Origin of the sequence: Lachnotalea glycerini, from assembly GCF_003201285.1 — a bacterium.
Taxonomy (GTDB): Bacteria; Bacillota; Clostridia; order Lachnospirales; family Lachnospiraceae; genus Lachnotalea; species Lachnotalea glycerini.
Window position 1 is genome coordinate 579,537 of sequence record NZ_QICS01000002.1, and the last position, 17,662, is coordinate 597,198.

General features: G+C 44.4%; 23 protein-coding genes. 20 read left to right on the plus strand and 3 right to left on the minus strand.

All coding sequences use genetic code 11. The features are described 5' to 3' along the window. Positions 1-120: 120 nt before the first annotated feature. The 3 genes from C8E03_RS07035 to C8E03_RS07045 all read right to left on the minus strand — a co-directional run bounded on the left by C8E03_RS07035 (position 121) and on the right by C8E03_RS07045 (position 1,165). Positions 121-357 (minus strand): SymE family type I addiction module toxin, encoded by a 237-nt coding sequence (locus tag C8E03_RS07035; RefSeq protein ID WP_110290617.1) that lies wholly within the window; start codon positions 355-357, stop codon positions 121-123. Between the two features lie 158 nt (positions 358-515). Beyond that, entirely contained in the window at positions 516-803 is a 288-nt protein-coding gene (locus tag C8E03_RS07040) for a type II toxin-antitoxin system RelE family toxin (RefSeq protein ID WP_330410721.1), read from the minus strand. 38 nt (positions 804-841) lie between these two features. Next, a complete protein-coding gene (locus tag C8E03_RS07045) occupies positions 842-1,165 on the minus strand; it encodes a type II toxin-antitoxin system Phd/YefM family antitoxin (protein WP_110290619.1) in 324 nt (107 codons plus the stop codon). A gap of 369 nt (positions 1,166-1,534) precedes the next feature. Between C8E03_RS07045 and C8E03_RS07050 the strand changes: the two genes are divergently transcribed. The 20 genes from C8E03_RS07050 to C8E03_RS07145 all read left to right on the plus strand — a co-directional run bounded on the left by C8E03_RS07050 (position 1,535) and on the right by C8E03_RS07145 (position 17,543). After that, on the plus strand, positions 1,535-1,984 hold the full coding sequence (locus C8E03_RS07050) for an RNA polymerase subunit sigma-70 (protein WP_110290620.1): 450 nt from the start codon (positions 1,535-1,537) through the stop codon (positions 1,982-1,984). After that, entirely contained in the window at positions 1,965-3,221 is a 1,257-nt protein-coding gene (locus tag C8E03_RS07055; protein WP_110290621.1) for a site-specific DNA-methyltransferase, read from the plus strand. The genes C8E03_RS07050 and C8E03_RS07055 overlap by 20 nt, the downstream gene beginning before the upstream one ends. Continuing rightward, the gene (locus C8E03_RS07060; protein ID WP_110290622.1) at positions 3,199-4,515 is read left to right on the plus strand and encodes a DNA cytosine methyltransferase; all 1,317 of its coding nucleotides are present in this window, start codon (positions 3,199-3,201) and stop codon (positions 4,513-4,515) included. The genes C8E03_RS07055 and C8E03_RS07060 overlap by 23 nt, the downstream gene beginning before the upstream one ends. An 82-nt stretch (positions 4,516-4,597) precedes the next feature. Then, positions 4,598-5,503, plus strand: a complete 906-nt coding sequence (locus C8E03_RS07065; RefSeq protein ID WP_110290623.1) for a hypothetical protein — start codon at positions 4,598-4,600, stop codon at positions 5,501-5,503. A gap of 198 nt (positions 5,504-5,701) precedes the next feature. After that, the gene (locus C8E03_RS07070; RefSeq protein ID WP_110290624.1) at positions 5,702-6,181 is read left to right on the plus strand and encodes a phage terminase small subunit P27 family; all 480 of its coding nucleotides are present in this window, start codon (positions 5,702-5,704) and stop codon (positions 6,179-6,181) included. Next, positions 6,181-7,731, plus strand: a complete 1,551-nt coding sequence (locus C8E03_RS07075; RefSeq protein ID WP_110290625.1) for a terminase large subunit — start codon at positions 6,181-6,183, stop codon at positions 7,729-7,731. The genes C8E03_RS07070 and C8E03_RS07075 overlap by 1 nt, the downstream gene beginning before the upstream one ends. A 63-nt stretch (positions 7,732-7,794) precedes the next feature. Beyond that, positions 7,795-8,709, plus strand: coding sequence for a hypothetical protein (locus tag C8E03_RS07080; protein WP_110290626.1), 915 nt, complete (start codon positions 7,795-7,797; stop codon positions 8,707-8,709). A gap of 90 nt (positions 8,710-8,799) precedes the next feature. After that, on the plus strand, positions 8,800-10,065 hold the full coding sequence (locus C8E03_RS07085; RefSeq protein WP_110290627.1) for a phage portal protein: 1,266 nt from the start codon (positions 8,800-8,802) through the stop codon (positions 10,063-10,065). Between the two features lie 57 nt (positions 10,066-10,122). Beyond that, complete coding sequence (locus C8E03_RS07090) at positions 10,123-10,833, plus strand: head maturation protease, ClpP-related (protein WP_110290628.1); 711 nt, start codon at positions 10,123-10,125, stop codon at positions 10,831-10,833. A gap of 16 nt (positions 10,834-10,849) precedes the next feature. Beyond that, entirely contained in the window at positions 10,850-12,058 is a 1,209-nt protein-coding gene (locus C8E03_RS07095) for a phage major capsid protein (RefSeq protein WP_110290629.1), read from the plus strand. Between the two features lie 60 nt (positions 12,059-12,118). Next, positions 12,119-12,394 carry a head-tail connector protein gene (locus C8E03_RS07100; protein WP_110290630.1) on the plus strand — a complete coding sequence of 92 codons (276 nt, stop codon included), beginning with the start codon at positions 12,119-12,121 and terminating at the stop codon, positions 12,392-12,394. Continuing rightward, positions 12,394-12,726, plus strand: coding sequence for a phage head closure protein (locus tag C8E03_RS07105; RefSeq protein ID WP_110290631.1), 333 nt, complete (start codon positions 12,394-12,396; stop codon positions 12,724-12,726). The genes C8E03_RS07100 and C8E03_RS07105 overlap by 1 nt, the downstream gene beginning before the upstream one ends. A gap of 3 nt (positions 12,727-12,729) precedes the next feature. After that, positions 12,730-13,113: an HK97 gp10 family phage protein gene (locus C8E03_RS07110; protein WP_110290632.1), complete on the plus strand. Its 384-nt coding sequence runs from the start codon at positions 12,730-12,732 to the stop codon at positions 13,111-13,113. After that, positions 13,110-13,427, plus strand: coding sequence for a hypothetical protein (locus C8E03_RS07115; RefSeq protein ID WP_110290633.1), 318 nt, complete (start codon positions 13,110-13,112; stop codon positions 13,425-13,427). Before C8E03_RS07110 ends, C8E03_RS07115 begins: the two co-directional genes overlap by 4 nt. Positions 13,428-13,430: 3 nt before the next feature. After that, entirely contained in the window at positions 13,431-14,090 is a 660-nt protein-coding gene (locus C8E03_RS07120) for a major tail protein (protein WP_110290634.1), read from the plus strand. Between the two features lie 15 nt (positions 14,091-14,105). After that, entirely contained in the window at positions 14,106-14,483 is a 378-nt protein-coding gene (locus tag C8E03_RS07125; RefSeq protein ID WP_110290635.1) for a hypothetical protein, read from the plus strand. A 286-nt stretch (positions 14,484-14,769) separates the two neighbouring features. After that, on the plus strand, positions 14,770-15,792 hold the full coding sequence (locus C8E03_RS07130) for an AbiH family protein (protein ID WP_110290636.1): 1,023 nt from the start codon (positions 14,770-14,772) through the stop codon (positions 15,790-15,792). Positions 15,793-15,838: 46 nt separating this feature from the next. After that, positions 15,839-16,696 (plus strand): hypothetical protein, encoded by an 858-nt coding sequence (locus tag C8E03_RS07135; RefSeq protein ID WP_110290637.1) that lies wholly within the window; start codon positions 15,839-15,841, stop codon positions 16,694-16,696. 62 nt (positions 16,697-16,758) lie between these two features. Further along, positions 16,759-17,181, plus strand: a complete 423-nt coding sequence (locus C8E03_RS07140) for a DUF3788 domain-containing protein (protein ID WP_110290638.1) — start codon at positions 16,759-16,761, stop codon at positions 17,179-17,181. Positions 17,182-17,207: 26 nt separating this feature from the next. After that, complete coding sequence (locus tag C8E03_RS07145; protein WP_110290639.1) at positions 17,208-17,543, plus strand: MmcQ/YjbR family DNA-binding protein; 336 nt, start codon at positions 17,208-17,210, stop codon at positions 17,541-17,543. The last annotated feature ends 119 nt before the right edge of the window (positions 17,544-17,662 follow it).

The window sequence follows — 17,662 nt, forward strand, 5'->3', positions numbered from 1 at the left end:
CCTTGGAAATTTCCAGGGCTTTTCCCTGTTCTGGTAAATGTTCTCTGATAAGTATAAGACTTTTGGATATTGCTGCAATACCCAATGCAGTGATTTCAATTTCATTGGAGTCATCCATTTTTAATTTTTGTTCTCGTAAGAAAGGGATGGCTCGCAAACCATTGCTGGGGTGATGCGGATGCAATTCTCCTCGTAAGAGACTTCGATCGTGTCCCCGATGTGGAAACCAAGAGCTTCCAGCCATTTCCCTTCCATAGAGATTTTGGGTGTCTCGATATAGGAGCCGGTTCTACCCCAGACGTTACTGCTTTGCCTGGTGCGGAAAGAACAAAGGATTTTCAGTTTTTTTGTTTTCATAAGCGTCTACCTCCTTTTATTTGGTAGTGCCATATTAAATCTGATTGCTGATATTATCCAGTAAATTCTAAGGCATAAGATCCACAAAAAGTATTGTGGAAATTGTGAGTTTTGTGACAGTAAAACATGAAAAAGCACCCTGACTGGCAGGATGCTTACTATAGATCGTGTTTTGTTCTGCGATGAGAAGCTTCTTGATATACCTGATTATCGGCTCTAACGGACACAACGATAATTGTCATCACACTATTTCGCTCTTCTATAGAGTAAACAACACGGATTCCGATTCCACGGAATTTAATTTTAAAAAGTCCAGCCAGATTTGAGCCATCTTTGTTGCCAAGAGGCTTTCCGTATCCTCCCTGATAAATAGAAACTGGGTTCTGGCTGACCTTTTGGATTCCCTTGGCAACTTGGGGACGGACAGAATTATCCAATTTTTTCATATCATTCAGTGCTTCGGGAAGGAAGTTAATTTCATAGTTCATTCGATTTCTACATCCTCCGCTTCGTTAAGTTCGGTCTCGGAAATTCCAAGGTCAACCATTGCATCGTTAAAAGTTACTGTGCGTTCCATGTCGCCATTAGCAATACGCTGCTGTGCAAGAAGCAGAAGCTGATAGTCTTCTTCAATCTCAGCCAGGCGTTCATATTCCTCTGGTGAAAGAATCACGGCAGAAGGAGCATTGTTTTTTAGTACAACAAGCTGGCGTTCCGTGCGCAGTCTGTCAAAGATTTTGGAAGCCTGCCCTTTGTTAAATTGAGTGATAGAAATGAGACTGTTTAATACATCGGTAGTGATAGCCATTTACCATTCCTCCTTTCTCTATGCTTACTATTAGTATATGCGGAAAAACAATTATTATCAACAAAATATTAGAAAATTTATAGATAAATTATAATTACTTTTGATTGTAATAATTTTTAAGGGAAAGGGGAGCCCGAATCTCCAGAACCCCGTCCCCTGGAAACCGCCGCCCCCTAAGGCGTGAATTTTCGCAGAAACCGTCAGGGGGGATAGGATAATAGGTGCCTTATTGTACATAAACATATGATTTCCGCTGAATTGCTTGGAGGGGATTTTGCCAAAAAGTACCGGAAATCCATGTTTTGAAGCCGAGAAAAGTAGAAATCACTATGCATTTCCCGGTTTTTCTGTAAGGAGGTGCGAAAGGAAATGACAGAGGTGCAGGAAACCAGAATCCGGGAACTGAGACTGAAAGGTTTAGGCTACCGGAGGATTGCCACGGAGGCAGGGTTGTCCCGTGACATTGTCCGAAATTACTGCAGGAGCAAAGGAATGGCTGGATACGCCACAGCTTTGGAAAAGAATGTATCGGAACAGATTTCCAAGGGCAAAGCCTGTTTGTACTGTGGAAAGGAAATAAAACAGCCGGCTACCGGGCGTCCTAAGAAGTTCTGTTCGGAAACCTGCAGGAGAATATGGTGGAGGATCCACCCGGAGGTTTCCGAGCAGAAGGATACCGCATTATACACGATGACCTGTGCGCACTGTGGTAAGGTATTTGTTTCCTATGGGAACCAAAAACGGAAATACTGCGGTCACAACTGCTACATCAAAGACAGGTTCTGGAGGGGAGAAGAGAATGGAGTTTCGGAGAATTAAAATCAAAGAACTGGTAGCTGCTTCCTACAATCCGAGGAAGAAGCTGAAGCCGGGGGATATGGAATATGAGAAAATCAAACGCTCCATTCAGGAGTTTGGGTATGTCGAGCCGGTCATTGTCAATTCTGACCTGACCATCATTGGCGGTCATCAACGGGTTACAGTTTTATCCGATTTGGGGTATGAGGAAATTGACTGTATCGTGGTGGAGATTGACAAGACCAAGGAGAAAGCACTTAATATTGCCTTGAATAAAATTACGGGTGAATGGAATAAGGAACTGCTGGCTGAGTTGATCAGGGATTTGCAGGAATCCGATTTCGATGTGGCGTTCACCGGATTTGAGCCGCCGGAGATTGAACAGCTTTTTAATACGGTCCATGACAAAAATATAACCGAAGATGACTTTGATGTGGATGCGGAGCTGCAGAAACCGGCAGTGGCAAAGCAGGGAGATGTGTGGCTGCTTGGCAGGCACCGGCTGGTATGCGGTGATTCCACTCTGCCGGAAACCTATGATTTGCTAATGACGGGGAAGAAGGCAAACCTGGTAGTGACCGATCCTCCATACAATGTAAATTATGAGGGAACCGCAGGCAGCATTCAAAATGACCACATGGAGGATGAAAAGTTTTACCAGTTCCTCTTTGCTGCTTTTGTAAATATGGAAGCGAGTATGGAGCAGGACGCATCTATCTATGTATTTCATGCCGACACGGAAGGATTAAATTTCCGCAGCGCATTCAAGGCAACAGGATTTTACCTGTCAGGTACCTGCATCTGGAAAAAGCAGAGCTTGGTCCTTGGAAGGAGCCCTTACCAGTGGCAGCACGAGCCGGTTCTGTTTGGATGGAAAAAGGGCGGGAAACATAACTGGTATTCCGACCGGAAGCAGACCACTATATGGGAGTTTGACCGGCCGAAGCAGTCCAAGGATCACCCGACCATGAAACCGGTGGGACTTATGGCATATCCAATCCAGAATTCCTGCATGAGCAACTGTATCGTTCTGGATCCCTTTGGAGGTTCCGGTTCTACGCTTATTGCCTGTGAACAGACCAACCGCATCTGCTATATGGCAGAACTGGATGAGAAGTTCGTGGACGTAATTGTCAACCGATATGTGGAGCAGGCCGATTCCGCGGAGAAGGTCTTTGTCATCCGCAGCGGACAGAAAATAAAATATGAGGAATTAAAAAGGGAAGGTGGAGCTGATGAAGCAGTTGACCTTCCTTGATTTATGCTCCGGCATTGGCGGATTCCGGCTTGGGCTGGAAAATGCAGGACATAAATGTATCGGTTACTGTGAGTATGACAAATATGCCAGGGCTTCCTATGAAGCCATGTACGACACAAAGGGAGAGTGGTTTGCAGATGATATCACAAAGCTTAAACCGGAGAATGTGCCTTACGCAGATATCTGGTGCTTCGGATTCCCATGCCAGGACATCTCCGTTGCCGGGAAACAGCGGGGACTGCGTGGAAAGAGAAGTGGAATCTATTACAACATCATTGACCTTGTCAAAGGCAAAGAAGAAAGTGGTAAACCCACATACTTACTTGTTGAGAACGTTAAGAACCTGCTCTCAGTTAATGGAGGATTCGATTTTGCCGCCGTTTTGTCTGAAATGGATGAAGCAGGGTATGACACGAAATGGCAGGTGCTTAACTCCAAGGATTTCGGAGTCCCGCAGAACCGGGAGCGGGTGTTCCTTATCGCAAATCTTAGAAGCAGAGGCAGACGGGAAATATTATCTGTCACTGGAGAAGACGGCAGAACTCTTGAACAGATTATAGGCGGTATGCAGGGATACCGGGTTTATGATCCGGCTGGGGTGTCGGTTACCCTTGGAGCTAATGGCGGAGGAATGGGAGCAAAGACGGGGCTGTATTTCATTGATCAGTGCAGCAGCCCCAAGGTTACAGAAGTGGCAAGATGTATCCAGGCCAGATATAACGCAGGTATTATCAACTATCCTGCCAGTAATTCCGGTGTGATGGAAGTCCATGCGGTTCTGACACCGGAAAGGATAGAGAAGCGGCAGAATGGCAGGCGGATGAAAGAGGACGGTGAGCCGATGTTTACGCTGACAGGCCAAGACCGGCACGGTGTCTACCTATGTAAAAAATCAATGCAGGAGGATAAAGTAGAAATTCCTATCCGGAATGGAACAAAGCAGGGATATGACATTGCCCATCCTGGTGATGGAATCTGTCTGGCATATCCAAAAAGTGCAACCCGGAGAGGGCGTGTGGGTAAAGGGTGTTCCCAGACATTGGACACGGGCTGCCAGATGGGAGCCGTCTTAAAATGCGGACGTATCCGCAGACTGACTCCACGTGAGTGTTTCCGGCTGCAGGGATTTCCGGATACATTGTATGAGAGGGCGGCAGCAGTCAATTCCGAATCTCAGCTTTACAAGCAGGCAGGGAATGCGGTGACCGCCACGGTGGCTTATGCGGTGGCCATGGCACTGCCGGAATCCCGTGAAGTGGTTGATAACTGTGGTTTCAGGGAGGTTGAAAAATAATCTGGAAAGATGGAGAATTGCATTGACTTTACACCCGTTTAGAGTGATTTATGTAGTACCAAAAAAACGGAGGTAAAGGCTTATGAAGAAAATTATAACAACTACGGAAAACAGGAAAGACATTGTCAAGGCAATATGCGAAATCACAGGGGAGAGTTCCCAGTACCTGGGTGTCCCAAGCTGCGGATACGAGATTGGCAAATGCATTGTGAACCGGACTGGCGAGGTGGAACTCCCGGACGGGGATGAGAAACTGGAGGAAATGATTCTTGCTGGTCTGATGGAAAGAGGACTGGTGGAAAGGGAAGAGGAGATGGAGGGTTTGGAGATTAAGATTCCTATGGGAGAGCATACGGGACTGAGTTTGAAGAACCTGGTCTTCATGATCCACAGCAAACAGTACCTTTTGAACAAAGCCGTTGGGAGAAAAGCTTTCCAGGTAAATGATGAGTTCCTTGTAAAACTGCAGGGGACAGAGCCGGAGGGCAGAGGAGAATTCCTGGAACTACTCCATTCCTGTAAAGGGAATGAGCGGAACAAAGGCTTTTATTTTACAGAGGACGAGATTGTGTTTGAGGCATTTCCATTTTCTGAAAATGGGGAGGACACGGGAGCTTATGCAAAACTGGCATCGAGTATGTGTGCGGCCGCTTTAGACAGCAAGCGGGTGAATCCGGCAGAAACCATTGCAGAGAACGAGAAGTATTATATGCGCATCTGGCTTTTACGACTGAACCTTGGCGGGGCAGAGGGGAAAAAGATACGCCAGGTGATGCTTGCCAATTTAAAAGGGCATTCTGCTTTCCGCACTCCGGAGGAAATTGAAAGGGCAAAGGTACGAAGCCGCCAGAGGGCTGAAGCCCGGAAACAGACGGAGCAGGAGGTTTTAGGGCAGGCAGAAGCTGAGAGAGATGCCCTGATGAATGATTCGGTAAACCAACTGTTTTCAGAAGAAAACGGAATTACAGAGGAGAAGGAAGAACCTTAGGAAGTGGCTAAAATACATGGTTTCCCGCCTTATTACTGGATTCTGGCGAGGGCTTATATAAAATATGGATTTGATGACTTTATATTAAAACAAGCTTTGGAGAAAAGCTGTCCATAAAAATAAACTGATGAGTCAAGGAATTAGAGCTTCTTCTGAGGCTCTTTTCTTTTGCCGGAAAACAGAGGGGAGGTGGAGCAGATGGCACAGAGCGGCAGAAAACCAAAGCCTACGGCGGTAAAAGTCCTGGAAGGGAATCCGGGAAAGCGGAGTTTAAACACGCAGGAGCCAAAACCGGAGAAGAAGGCTCCACGCTGTCCGGTCTGGCTGGAGGAGGAAGCGAAAAAGGAATGGAAGCGTATGGCAAAGCAGATGGAGCAGCTTGGCATCCTCACTGAGATTGATATGGCGGCTTTTGCCGGGTACTGTCAGGCATATGCCCGGTGGAAAGAGGCAGAGGAATTTATTACGCAGCATGGAACCATCGTAAAGACACCTTCCGGTTATTGGCAGCAGGTGCCCCAGGTTTCCATTGCCCAGACCTATCTAAAAATCATGAACCGTTTCTGTGAGCAGTTTGGACTTACCCCCTCCTCCAGAAGCCGCATTGTGGCTGAGAATGGGGAGGATAAGGAAAGCGATGCCATGGAACTGCTCCTGTATAAAGGCGGTGGCCGGTAATGTTTGATGAGGCAAAAGCGGAACATGCGGTCAACTTTATCAACTGTCTGAAGCATACCAAAGGCCGGTGGAGGGGAGTTCCCTTTGAACTACTGCCTTGGCAGGATACCATTATCCGGGAGGTGTTCGGTACAATTAAGGATAATGGCTACCGTCAATACAACACCGCTTATGTGGAGATTCCGAAGAAGAACGGAAAGTCGGAACTGGCGGCTGCTGTTGCTCTTTATATGACCTGCGGGGACGGGGAATGGGGTGCGGAGGTTTATGGCTGTGCCTCTGACCGGCAGCAGGCGTCCATTGTGTTTGATGTAGCGGTGGATATGGTGGATCAGTGTCCGGCATTAAAAAAACGTATTAAGCCGGTCATGTCGGTAAAGCGGCTGGTATATAAGCCGACCAACAGTTTTTACCAGGTGCTTTCCGCAGAAGCCTATACGAAACACGGTCTGAATGTCCATGCGGTTATTTTTGATGAATTACATGCGCAGCCGAACCGGGAACTGTTTGATGTCATGACGAAGGGATCCGGTGATGCCAGAACACAGCCGTTGTTTTTTCTGATTACAACGGCAGGAAATGACCGGAACTCGGTGTGTTTTGAACAGCACCAGAAGGCAGAGGACATTATACTTGGGAGAAAGATAGACCCTGCGTTTTATCCTGTGATTTACGGGGCGAAGGATAACGCGGATTGGTCATCGGAGAAAGTCTGGTACCAGTCGAACCCATCCCTGGGATACACCATTGATATAGAAAAAGTCAGAAACGCTTATCTGAGCGCTAAAGATAATCCGGCGGAGGAGAACATTTTCCGGCAGCTCCGTCTGAATCAGTGGGTGAAACAGTCTACCCGGTGGATGCAGATGGAGAAGTGGGATGCCTGTGATTTTGCAGTTGATGAAGTCGAATTGATTGGCAGGGAATGTTACGGCGGATTGGATTTATCCAGCTCCACTGACATTACAGCATTTGTCCTGATATTTCCTCCGAGGACAGAAGAAGAAAAATACATTATTCTGCCGTATTTCTGGATACCGGAGGAGAACATGCGGCTGCGTGTTCGCCGGGACCATGTGCCTTATGATGTGTGGGAGCAGCAGGGATTCTTGAAAACCACGGAGGGGAATGTGATTCATTATGGATTTATTGAAAGATTCATAGATGACTTGGGTAAGAAGTTTCATATTAAAGAGATCGCCTTTGACCGCTGGGGAGCGGTACAGATGGTACAGAATCTGGAAGGGCTGGGATTCACAGTGATTCCATTCGGGCAGGGTTTCAAGGATATGTCACCGCCCAGCAAGGAACTGATGAAGCTGACACTGGAGAAGAAACTGGCTCATGGCGGACATCCGGTTTTGCGTTGGATGATGGATAACATCTTTATCCGTCAGGACCCGGCAGGGAATATTAAGCCGGATAAGGAGAAGTCCACGGAAAAGATTGACGGTGCGGTGGCGGCGATTATGGCTTTGGACCGTTCTATAAGGAATGGTGGAAATAGTAGCGGTAGTGTTTATGATGATAGGGGGATTTTAGTCTTTTGAAATCATTGTTTAGCGAGGAAAGATATGCTAGAATTATTTTATCTATCTTTGAGGAGGCAAGTCATGGAAGAGAAGGAAATAATTTTAGCAAAAATATGTGCAATATTAGATAAACCATATTTTATAATAAAAGAGAATGGTGAGTTTAAGAAATATTTAAAGTGTTGTGGCTTAGGAAAATTATATGATGACAATGCAGATTATTTAGAGCCATATTGGTATAATGGAACTTGGCAAAATCCAAGAGAAGAATATAATATTTTCATCGGCTTGGACAATATTTTTACTGAACTTTTAAAAAGTAATGAGACGAAGAAATTATCATTACTTATTGTGGAATTAGGAAATAATATTAATCCATATATCACGTCCAGATATTATGAAGACGATAGATGTAAGAAGTATGTGGATAAATTAATTAATCTTTATCAGTTACTGGGATTCGAATTAGTAAAAGAAACAGATTATTTTGATGTAATACCGTGGAGTGGAAATACAGAAAAGATAGCCGATGTTTATGGATTAGAGCAGTGGCTACTTAATAATTATCCGGAAATTTACGATTCATATGAAGGATCGATTGATGCTTTTGTAAGTGGGAATTTTGGAACTTGCATAGAGGCTTGCCGAACTACATTAACAGGTCTATTCTCAAAATATAAAGGTCCAGACTCCTTTGCCAAATGGTTTAGAGGAACAGCAGATATAGCTGGGGAATATGATGGTTCAAATATGCAAGATATAAAAAATCATCTTGATGCATTAGGTAAAAGAGAATTGTCTGAATTTTTTGAAGAAAATATATCTGGTAGTTACAAGAAAACACGAGCAATCTATAGTATCTATTCAATGCTATCAGATTATGGAACTCATAGGCAAGAAGGAACAGAGGAAACACCATCTAAGGAAGATGCACTTATGATGTTAAGAATGACAGAGGATATTATGATTTGGATTTTTCAAAAAAGAGATAGTTGAAATGCAGGACAATAAGTAAAGCAAAAAAATATATCATTAGGCGCTTCTTCGGAGGTGCTTTTTTCATGCCTATTTTTAGGAGGAAAGCAGATGGGAATCAGAAGTTTATTGGGAATGCGGGGATCAAGGGATAAGCCAAGGAACTCTTATGCAGGTTCTGCCTTATCCTTTTTATTTGGAAGAAGTACCAGCGGCAAGCCAGTAAATGAGCGGACAGCAATGCAGACAACAGCAGTGTATTCCTGTGTAAGGATTCTGGCAGAGGCGGTGGCTTCACTTCCGCTACACATCTATCAATATACGGACAAGGGGAAGGAGCGGGTGGCTGACCATCCGCTTTATCCTATTCTGCATGATGAGACGAATGAGGAAATGACTTCATTTGTGTTCCGTGAAACACTGATGAGCCATCTGTTGATTTGGGGAAATGCTTATGCACAGATTATCCGGGATGGCGCAGGACGGGTGCTTGGATTATATCCGCTCCTGCCTAACAAGATGCAGGTAGACAGGGCAGATAATGGGGAGATTATTTATATTTATTCCAGAGATTCGGAAGAAAATCCGAACTTTAGCACTTACGGACAGATTTATCTTCGGCGGCAGGATGTTCTGCATATCCCGGGGCTTGGTTTTGATGGCCTTGTGGGGTATTCGCCCATTGCCATGGCGAAGAATGCTGTGGGCATGACACAGGCCTGTGAAGAGTACGGAGCAAGTTTCTTTGCCAACGGAGCAAATCCCGGCGGCGTATTGGAGCATCCCGGAGTGTTAAAAGACCCCGGAAAGGTGCGGGAAAGCTGGAATGCGGTCTACCGTGGCACCAATAATGCCCATAAGATTGCGGTGCTGGAGGAAGGGATGAAATACCAGCAGATTGGTATCCCACCGGAGGAAGCACAGTTTCTGGAAACCAGGAAGTTTCAGATTAACGAGATTGCCCGGCTATACCGGATTCCGCCCCACATGGTAGGGGATTTGGAAAAGTCAAGCTTTTCCAACATAGAGCAGCAGTCTTTGGAATTCGTAAAGTATACCCTGAACCCATGGGTAATCCGCTGGGAACAGTCCTTGCAGAAGGCATTATTACTTCCGGAGGAGAAGAAGGAATACTTCATTAAATTAAATGTGGACGGATTGCTCCGTGGGGATTATCAAAGCCGGATGACCGGTTATGCCACAGCAAGGCAGAACGGCTGGATGTCCGCCAACGATATCCGGGAACTGGAGGATTTAAACCCGATACCGGAGGAAGAAGGGGGAAACCTCTATCTCATAAATGGGAATATGACAAAGTTAAAGGATGCCGGGCTGTTTGCCGGAAACGGCACAGAAAAAGAAGAGGAACCAACTTAGCGGTATGAGGCTGCTGGGGCAGGTTCCTTTTTGTGTGTAAGAAAGTGAGGAATACAGGTGAAACGGAAGTTTTGGAACTGGGTGAAGAATGAGGACGAAGGAGGAAGGACGCTGTACCTGGACGGGGAAATTTCAGACGAAACCTGGTATGGCGATGAAGTGACACCGGAACTGTTCCGCAGAGAACTGGAATCCGGTAACGGTGATATTACGGTTTGGATTAATTCTCCGGGTGGAGATGTGTTTGCAGCAGCACAGATTTACAACATGCTGATGGACTACAAGGGAAATGTGACCGTGAAGGTGGATGCCCTGGCGGCATCGGCAGCCTCTGTCATTGCGATGGCAGGAACTACGGTACAGATGTCCCCGGTTGCCATGATGATGATCCACAACCCCATGACGGTTGCCATCGGGGATTCGGAGGAGATGAAGAAAGCCGGAGCCATGCTGGACGAGGTAAAGGAAAGTATTATGAACGCCTATGAAATCAAGACAGGGCTGAACCGGGCAAAGATTTCCCATCTGATGGATGCAGAGAGCTGGTTCAATGCCAGGAAGGCGGTGGAACTTGGATTTGCGGATGAGATTATAGAGGACAAAAGCGGAAACAGGGAGAAAGAAAATGGGCTGGAACTGGAAGGAATGATGTTTTCCAGGGCGGCGGTTGCCAATTCCCTTTTAGATAAGTTAATCCCGAAGAAGCCGGAAAAGAAGGGAATTCCGGCGGAGCAGTTACAAAAGCGTTTGAATCTATTAAGCCATTGAGCAGGAGGAAGAATCCATGAAACAGATTTTAGAATTAAGGGAAAAAAGAGCAAAGGCATGGGAAGCGGCGAAGAAACTTCTGGATGAAAAGCGTGGGGAAGACGGCTGCCTTAGTACGGAGGATACTGCCACGTATGAAAAAATGGAGGCAGATGTGGTGAACCTGGGCAAAGAGATTGAGCGTCTGGAACGCCAGGCTGCCATTGATCTTGAACTGTCAAAGCCAACCAGTACACCGATTACCAACAAACCAAACGGGAATCCATCCGGTGAAGAAAAGACGGGTAGAGCAGGCATGGAATACCGCAGGGAGTTCTGGAACGCCATGCGAAAGAAGAACTACTACGATGTGAATAATGCACTGCAGATTGGTACGGACTCCGAGGGCGGATATTTAGTGCCGGATGAGTTTGAGCAGACGCTGGTGCAGGGACTGGAGGAAGAAAACGTGTTTCGTACTCTGGCAACCATAATCCAGACTTCCAGCGGTGACCGGAAAATTCCGGTGGTGGCTACCAAGGGAGAGGCTTCATGGGTAGATGAGGAAGGACAGATTCCGGAATCTGATGATTCTTTTGGACAGGTATCCATTGCGGCTTATAAGGTGGCAACCATGATTAAAGTCTCTGACGAGCTGTTGGGAGACAGTGTGTTTAATATGGAAGCTTATATCTCCAATGAGTTTTCAAGAAGAATCGGTGCGAAAGAGGAAGAAGCATTCCTTGTGGGTGATGGTAAGGGGAAACCTACTGGAATTTTCAATTCCAACGGCGGAGCTTCTGAGGGTGTGACCACAGCCACGGCAAACATTACTTTTGATGATGTGATGGATCTGTTCTATTCTGTGAAAAGCCCGTACCGTAAGAAATCGACTTTTGTGATGAACGATTCCACGGTAAAGGCACTCCGTAAGCTGAAGGACAATAACGGCACCTATATCTGGCAGCCTTCCGTGCAGGCAGGACAGCCGGATACAGTTTTAAACCGTCCCGTAGTGACATCTGCTTACGCACCGGCCATTGCGGCAGGGGGAAAAGTCATTGCTTTTGGTGATTTCAAGTATTACTGGATTGCCGACAGACAGGGGCGTTCCTTTAAACGTCTGAATGAGTTATTCGCAGCCAACGGCCAGGTTGGCTTCCTTGGAAGCCAGAGAGTGGACGGTAAGCTGATTCTGCCGGAAGCGGTGAAAGTGCTAGCCATGAAGGCAGCAAGCGGTGCCTGAATCAATTTTTAGGATTTGCTTTAGCGGGCAGGTCTTTTTTTATGTGGAAAGGAGGCATCTATGGTAGTTACATTGGAAGAAATCAAGGAATATGTGCGGATTGACAGCATCGGTGAGGACGATTTTCTGCTGGGCTTGTGTGCCACATCAGAAAGTCTGTGCAGTGACATTTTACACCGGACGTTTGATAAGATGGAGGAAGTGCCGGATACGGTGAAGACAGCAGTGCTGTATGGCATTTCCTACTTGTACGAGAACCGGGAGCAGGCGGATTTCAAAGATTTGACATTGATGCTGAAGTGCCTGCTGTTCGGGCAGAGGGATGAGGTGTTCTGATGAAGATCGGACAGTGGCGGGAGCGTATCCTTATCCAGAAAAATAATATCACGAAGGATAAGACCGGAAACCAGAAGAACGTATGGGTAGATTTCTATTCCTGCCACGCTTATGTGAATAACCTGTCTGGCCGGGAATACTGGGAGGCGGCACAGGTAAACCAGGAGGCTTCCCTTTATTTTATTGTTCGGTACTGCAGGGAACTGGAATCCATGGACAGCACCTTATACCGGATTGTGTTCAAGGGGGAAGTCTACAATATCACCTTCGTGGATTTCATGCAGTACCAGAAGAAAACCATCAAGCTGCGGGCAGAGAAAGTGAAGAGGTAGGGTATGGCAGAACGAAGGGTGAGCGTGGATCAGATGGCAGATGCCATCGCTCAGTCCATGGCGGAGTTTGCGGATTTATCTAATGAAGTAATGAAGGAGTGTGTCACAGAAACCAGTAAGTCTGTGAAGAAAGAAATACAGGAAAATGCCCCGGTGCGTACCGGAAAGTACAAGAAAAGCTGGGCGGCGAAGAAGGTGAAGGAGAATGCTAATTCCCTCACCATGGTGGTACACAGCCGTGACCGGTATCAGATATCACATCTTCTGGAACATGGACATGCGAAACGGGGAGGCGGACGGGTGGCTGCCATTCCACATATTGCTCAGGCGGAACAGAGAGGAGCAGAAGAACTGGTTTCCAGAATCGAAAGGGGGCTTTCGGGATGAACCATGAACAGGTAGTGGCAATGGCAGAGGAAACAGGACTGCCCTTTGCCTATGACCATTTTGTAGAAGGACAGTCCCCGGAGCCGCCCTTTTTAGTCTTTCTTTATCCGAGTGCCAATAATTTTGCGGCGGACGGGATCGCTTATTTCAAAGTGAACCGACTGCATTTGGAACTGTATACCGATGAGAAATCCATAGAACTGGAAGAAAAGGTAGAGGCTGTGCTTACCAGGCATGGCATTTTTTATGGTAAAAGCGAAGTATGGATTGATTCAGAAAATCTGTACGAGGTATTATATGAAATGGAGGTTTAGTAAGTGGGAAATAAAGTGAAGTTCAATCTGTGCAATGCCCATTATGCACCGATTAAGTCAGGAGAAAATGGGGAGAGTACCTTTGGGACTCCGGCGGCACTTCCGGGAGCGGTGTCCATCAGCCTGGATCCCAATGGAGAGCCGGAATCCTTTTATGCGGATGGCATTGAGTATTACATTATCAATAACAACATGGGTTATGACGGGGATTTAGAGCTTGCTATGATTCCGGAGTCCTTCCGCACGGACATTTTGAAGGAAGAAACAGATGCTAACAAGGTGCTGGTAGAAAACTGCAATTCGGAGACAGGCAGCTTTTCCCTGCTCTTTGAGTTTGATGGGGACGTGAAGAAAATCCGCCATGTGCTATATAATTGTTCTGCATCCAGACCGAAAATTGAGTCTAAGACAAATGAGGAATCCAAGGAAGTGCAGACAGAAACGCTGACCATTAAAGCAAGACCATTGGCAAGCGGTTATGTGAAGGCAAAGACTGGAGATTCCACTACTCAGGCTGTATACGATAAGTGGTATGAGGCGGTGTATATGCCCGCCAGTTCTCCAGCAGTTGAAGCGGCGCAGGCATCTGCTCTTTCAGCGCAGACTATAAGTAGGACAGCGGCCGCAACAGCAGAGAAAGAATCAGATACGAAAAAATCATAGGAGGCAGAAAAGGACATGAGCATTATCAGGACGATTGAGATTGACGGAAAGGATGTTTTATTTAAGGCGTCAGCGGCAATTCCACGGATTTACCGTTTGAAGTTCCAGAGGGATATTTATAAGGATTTACGGGCGTTGGAACAGAGCGTGAATGGCTCGGAAGAAGGGGAGTCAGGGCTTGACCTGTTTTCCTTGGAGATGTTTGAAAATATTGCGTTTGTGATGGCGAAACATGCAGAGGATTCCATTCCTGACACGCCGGAGGAATGGCTGGATGGATTTAATACATTTTCCATTTACCAGGTGCTTCCGAAGCTCATTGAGTTGTGGGGATTGAATGTGCAGACAGATGTGGAGGCTAAAAAAAACTTCGCCCAACAGAGCGTGAAATGACAACGCCGCTGTTCCTCCTGCGGTGTGTGCAGCTGGGGCTTTCTATGCAGGATTTGGAACTGCTTTCCATTGGACTGATTAATGACATGTATGCGGAGAGCAGGAATGATGAATGCAAGTATGCCCAGCTGGCAACTCAGGAGGATATGAATAAGTTCTGATTATCGTTGATAGGGTGGTCGATTCCTGCTATACTGGTAGCAGGAATCGGCTGATAGATTCAATGAAAAACAGGAACATATTGGTGGGTTTACTAATCGGAACTTAATTATTTGGGAGCCATAGAATGAAAATATTAACAATAATAGGAAATGGTTTTGATTTGGGACACGATCTTCCTACCCAATTTGATAATTTCATAAAATCAAATTATAACATTTTTAGTCAAAAATACGGTGCTTTTCGTAATGAAAATAATAATTGGAAAGATGTCGAAAGTCAATATAAACAACTGCTATGTAAAATTATGCGAGATAGAAAAGGGATTGATATTACTGAAGAAATAGATAATATCATTCAAGGTTATGGATTTAACGAATACGGGGAAGTAGATTATTATAATTACACTTCAGAAGCATTTATGGAAGAATATGAAAAAATAATTTCTTTTATCAATTTATTAAATCAGTTTGAACAGGATTTTTTAGAATATTTGAAAGCTAATTGTTGTGATGAGCAGCTGAAAGCCAAAGTTATTTATAACAAAATTGAAGAAATATTATCCGCTTCAACCAAAATAATAAATTTCAATTATACAAATGCGGTTGAGGTTATTTATGGCATCAAAGATATAGTGCATATTCACGGAAATATTGATAATTCAATAGCGATAGGGTGTGGAACTTTAGATGAGGTGAAAGAATCTATGGTTGATGATAAGTATCCAACAATCGAAAACTTTGGGATGAATAAGCATGGATTTGCTGAAATGATGGCTTATTATGAAGAGGATATGGAAGGCAATCTAGTTGAAAGTCATTTTATAAAAAGATTTTTTGATGAAGTATCTTCGGTAATAGAAGAAAATGAGGTACGTATTTTTACGCTTTTAGATGAAAAAAGCAAAGATTCTTTAGCATTGCGTAAACAAATAATTAAAGATTTGCCAAAAGAACACTATGACAAAGTTTATATTATAGGTCATTCGCTGGGCGAGGCAGATCATGCTGTGTTAGAGGTAATTAATAAAGATGCAATAGTTAATTGCTTTTATCATACGGATAAAGATTATGAACACATGAAAAATACGTTAGGAACAATGAACTTTAATTTTGAATTGTTATCAGATATAGATTTGTATAAAAAATAATAAAAATATAATGTAACAATGAATTTGTACTTTGTGAGGTGAGAAAATGCCAGTATCCTCGTCACTTAAAATTATGGAATGGAATTTACATTTTCAGTCTAAAAAAGCGGAAATTGCTGATTTCGTTAAGGATAGAGTAAAAAGCCAAGATGTGGCAATATTTACGGAGATTGTTAAGTCCGCTTCTGTATTGGCGTTAATGAATGAACTAAATGAATTTAACTTTTATGAATCATGTAATACAGAGGGAAATCAAATTATTATTGCCGTCAGAAGAAATATTAAGGTTTCGCGCGTAATAAGCAAAATTCCAAATGTTGCAATATATAATGCACCGAATTTATTACACGTGGAAATAATGATTGACGGAATAAAATATCAGATTATAGGAGTCCGTATCCGTATAGATGACGGTTCAGAGGATGACTATAGAGATAGAAATAAGCAATTTGAATATTTGGTAAATTATCTCAGCGATCTGGAAAATATAATAGTTTCAGGCGATTTCAATAATTCATATATTAGAGGAGATTTGAGCGAAAACTATAGCAATGTCAAAAAGCTGTATGAGAAAAATTATAAAGGAGAACTACTTTGTACAAGGTTTTTCAATTATCATATGATGAAAGAAATGTTAGGAGAAAATGTAAACGTATTTACGCCAGAGGATAAGTATTCGTGGGGATTAAAATATAAGGATGGTGAATTTGATTACGGATATATACGAAATGACCATTTGATTGCTTCAAAGACTATCATCGTGGAAAAGTATGATTATGACTGGAATTTTGTATGTGAAAACGAAGACACTTACAAAGTTATGAAATTACGGAAAGACGGTATTATGGAAGTTGCAGCGGGATATCCAGACCATGCGGTTTTATATGTGGAAATAAGAATATAACTTCAAGTAAGTCAGTTAGGCAAGCTGGCACTAACTTGTTATTCGTTCAGGAGGCAGCAGGAATGATTGATATAAGGGATATGAATTACGAATCCAATATGGAAGAAATGAGCACCTTCATAAACAATCCGTTGTTCGCCGAGTTATGCCAGCATTTGGAGAACGAGTACAAGGTGCTTTGCAAGATAGAATATAGCAAAGATGTCTGGCTGCGCGGATGGAACATAAAGTTCAAAAAAGCAGGAAAATCATTATGCACGGTCTACCCGAAGGAAAATTATTTTACTGTGCTGGTGGTGGTTGGCAATAAAGAAAAGGAGTCGGTGGAAAATCTGCTGCCGCAAATGTCCGGGGAGATTCGAGAAATATATGCTAAAACAAAAGAAGGGAATGGACAGAGATGGCTGATGATAGATTTGGAGACATCCGGGGCAGTATACAACGATGTGTTAAAGCTCATCAGTATCCGCAGACAAAGTAAGTAAATTCCGCTTTCCAGGAGGTGGCGTCTATGACTGAGCGAAAGGAAGTTTTAGATTACGGCATGACTTTGCCGGCTGTATACACGGATGCACCGTTCCATGATGATAACTGGGTGCTTCTCCGTTTTAGGAAGAACAAAAAGGCATTTGCATGGACTTATGAGAAAGATGGTACAATGAGGGTAAATGTGAAAGTAGATCCGCAGTGGCGGGATTTCTGGAGGAATGCTTACCCGTCTGTTTTGCCGGGGTATCATCAAAATAAAGACCATTGGAACACTGTCATTCTGGACGGGACGATTCCGGATCAAGAGATAAAGCGGATGATTGCGGAAAGTTATGACCTTATCGCAAAGCAAAAATAGTATATCTAATCATAGTTGAAGAAGGATTACATAGATACCTGTCGCAATGATGGGTGTCTTTTTCAATACATTTGTTGAGCCTAAGAGGCTCTTTTTTTCTGCTCTAAAATAGAGGAGGT

Coding starts and splice junctions, on each gene's coding strand:
- C8E03_RS07035 (WP_110290617.1), bottom strand. CDS start 357: ATGAAAACAAAAAAACTGAAAATCCTTTGTTCTTTCCGCACCAGGCAA.
- C8E03_RS07040 (WP_330410721.1), bottom strand. CDS start 803: ATGAAAAAATTGGATAATTCTGTCCGTCCCCAAGTTGCCAAGGGAATC.
- C8E03_RS07045 (WP_110290619.1), bottom strand. CDS start 1,165: ATGGCTATCACTACCGATGTATTAAACAGTCTCATTTCTATCACTCAA.
- C8E03_RS07050 (WP_110290620.1), top strand. CDS start 1,535: ATGACAGAGGTGCAGGAAACCAGAATCCGGGAACTGAGACTGAAAGGT.
- C8E03_RS07055 (WP_110290621.1), top strand. CDS start 1,965: ATGGAGTTTCGGAGAATTAAAATCAAAGAACTGGTAGCTGCTTCCTAC.
- C8E03_RS07060 (WP_110290622.1), top strand. CDS start 3,199: ATGAAGCAGTTGACCTTCCTTGATTTATGCTCCGGCATTGGCGGATTC.
- C8E03_RS07065 (WP_110290623.1), top strand. CDS start 4,598: ATGAAGAAAATTATAACAACTACGGAAAACAGGAAAGACATTGTCAAG.
- C8E03_RS07070 (WP_110290624.1), top strand. CDS start 5,702: ATGGCACAGAGCGGCAGAAAACCAAAGCCTACGGCGGTAAAAGTCCTG.
- C8E03_RS07075 (WP_110290625.1), top strand. CDS start 6,181: ATGTTTGATGAGGCAAAAGCGGAACATGCGGTCAACTTTATCAACTGT.
- C8E03_RS07080 (WP_110290626.1), top strand. CDS start 7,795: ATGGAAGAGAAGGAAATAATTTTAGCAAAAATATGTGCAATATTAGAT.
- C8E03_RS07085 (WP_110290627.1), top strand. CDS start 8,800: ATGGGAATCAGAAGTTTATTGGGAATGCGGGGATCAAGGGATAAGCCA.
- C8E03_RS07095 (WP_110290629.1), top strand. CDS start 10,850: ATGAAACAGATTTTAGAATTAAGGGAAAAAAGAGCAAAGGCATGGGAA.
- C8E03_RS07100 (WP_110290630.1), top strand. CDS start 12,119: ATGGTAGTTACATTGGAAGAAATCAAGGAATATGTGCGGATTGACAGC.
- C8E03_RS07105 (WP_110290631.1), top strand. CDS start 12,394: ATGAAGATCGGACAGTGGCGGGAGCGTATCCTTATCCAGAAAAATAAT.
- C8E03_RS07110 (WP_110290632.1), top strand. CDS start 12,730: ATGGCAGAACGAAGGGTGAGCGTGGATCAGATGGCAGATGCCATCGCT.
- C8E03_RS07115 (WP_110290633.1), top strand. CDS start 13,110: ATGAACCATGAACAGGTAGTGGCAATGGCAGAGGAAACAGGACTGCCC.
- C8E03_RS07125 (WP_110290635.1), top strand. CDS start 14,106: ATGAGCATTATCAGGACGATTGAGATTGACGGAAAGGATGTTTTATTT.
- C8E03_RS07130 (WP_110290636.1), top strand. CDS start 14,770: ATGAAAATATTAACAATAATAGGAAATGGTTTTGATTTGGGACACGAT.
- C8E03_RS07135 (WP_110290637.1), top strand. CDS start 15,839: ATGCCAGTATCCTCGTCACTTAAAATTATGGAATGGAATTTACATTTT.
- C8E03_RS07140 (WP_110290638.1), top strand. CDS start 16,759: ATGATTGATATAAGGGATATGAATTACGAATCCAATATGGAAGAAATG.
- C8E03_RS07145 (WP_110290639.1), top strand. CDS start 17,208: ATGACTGAGCGAAAGGAAGTTTTAGATTACGGCATGACTTTGCCGGCT.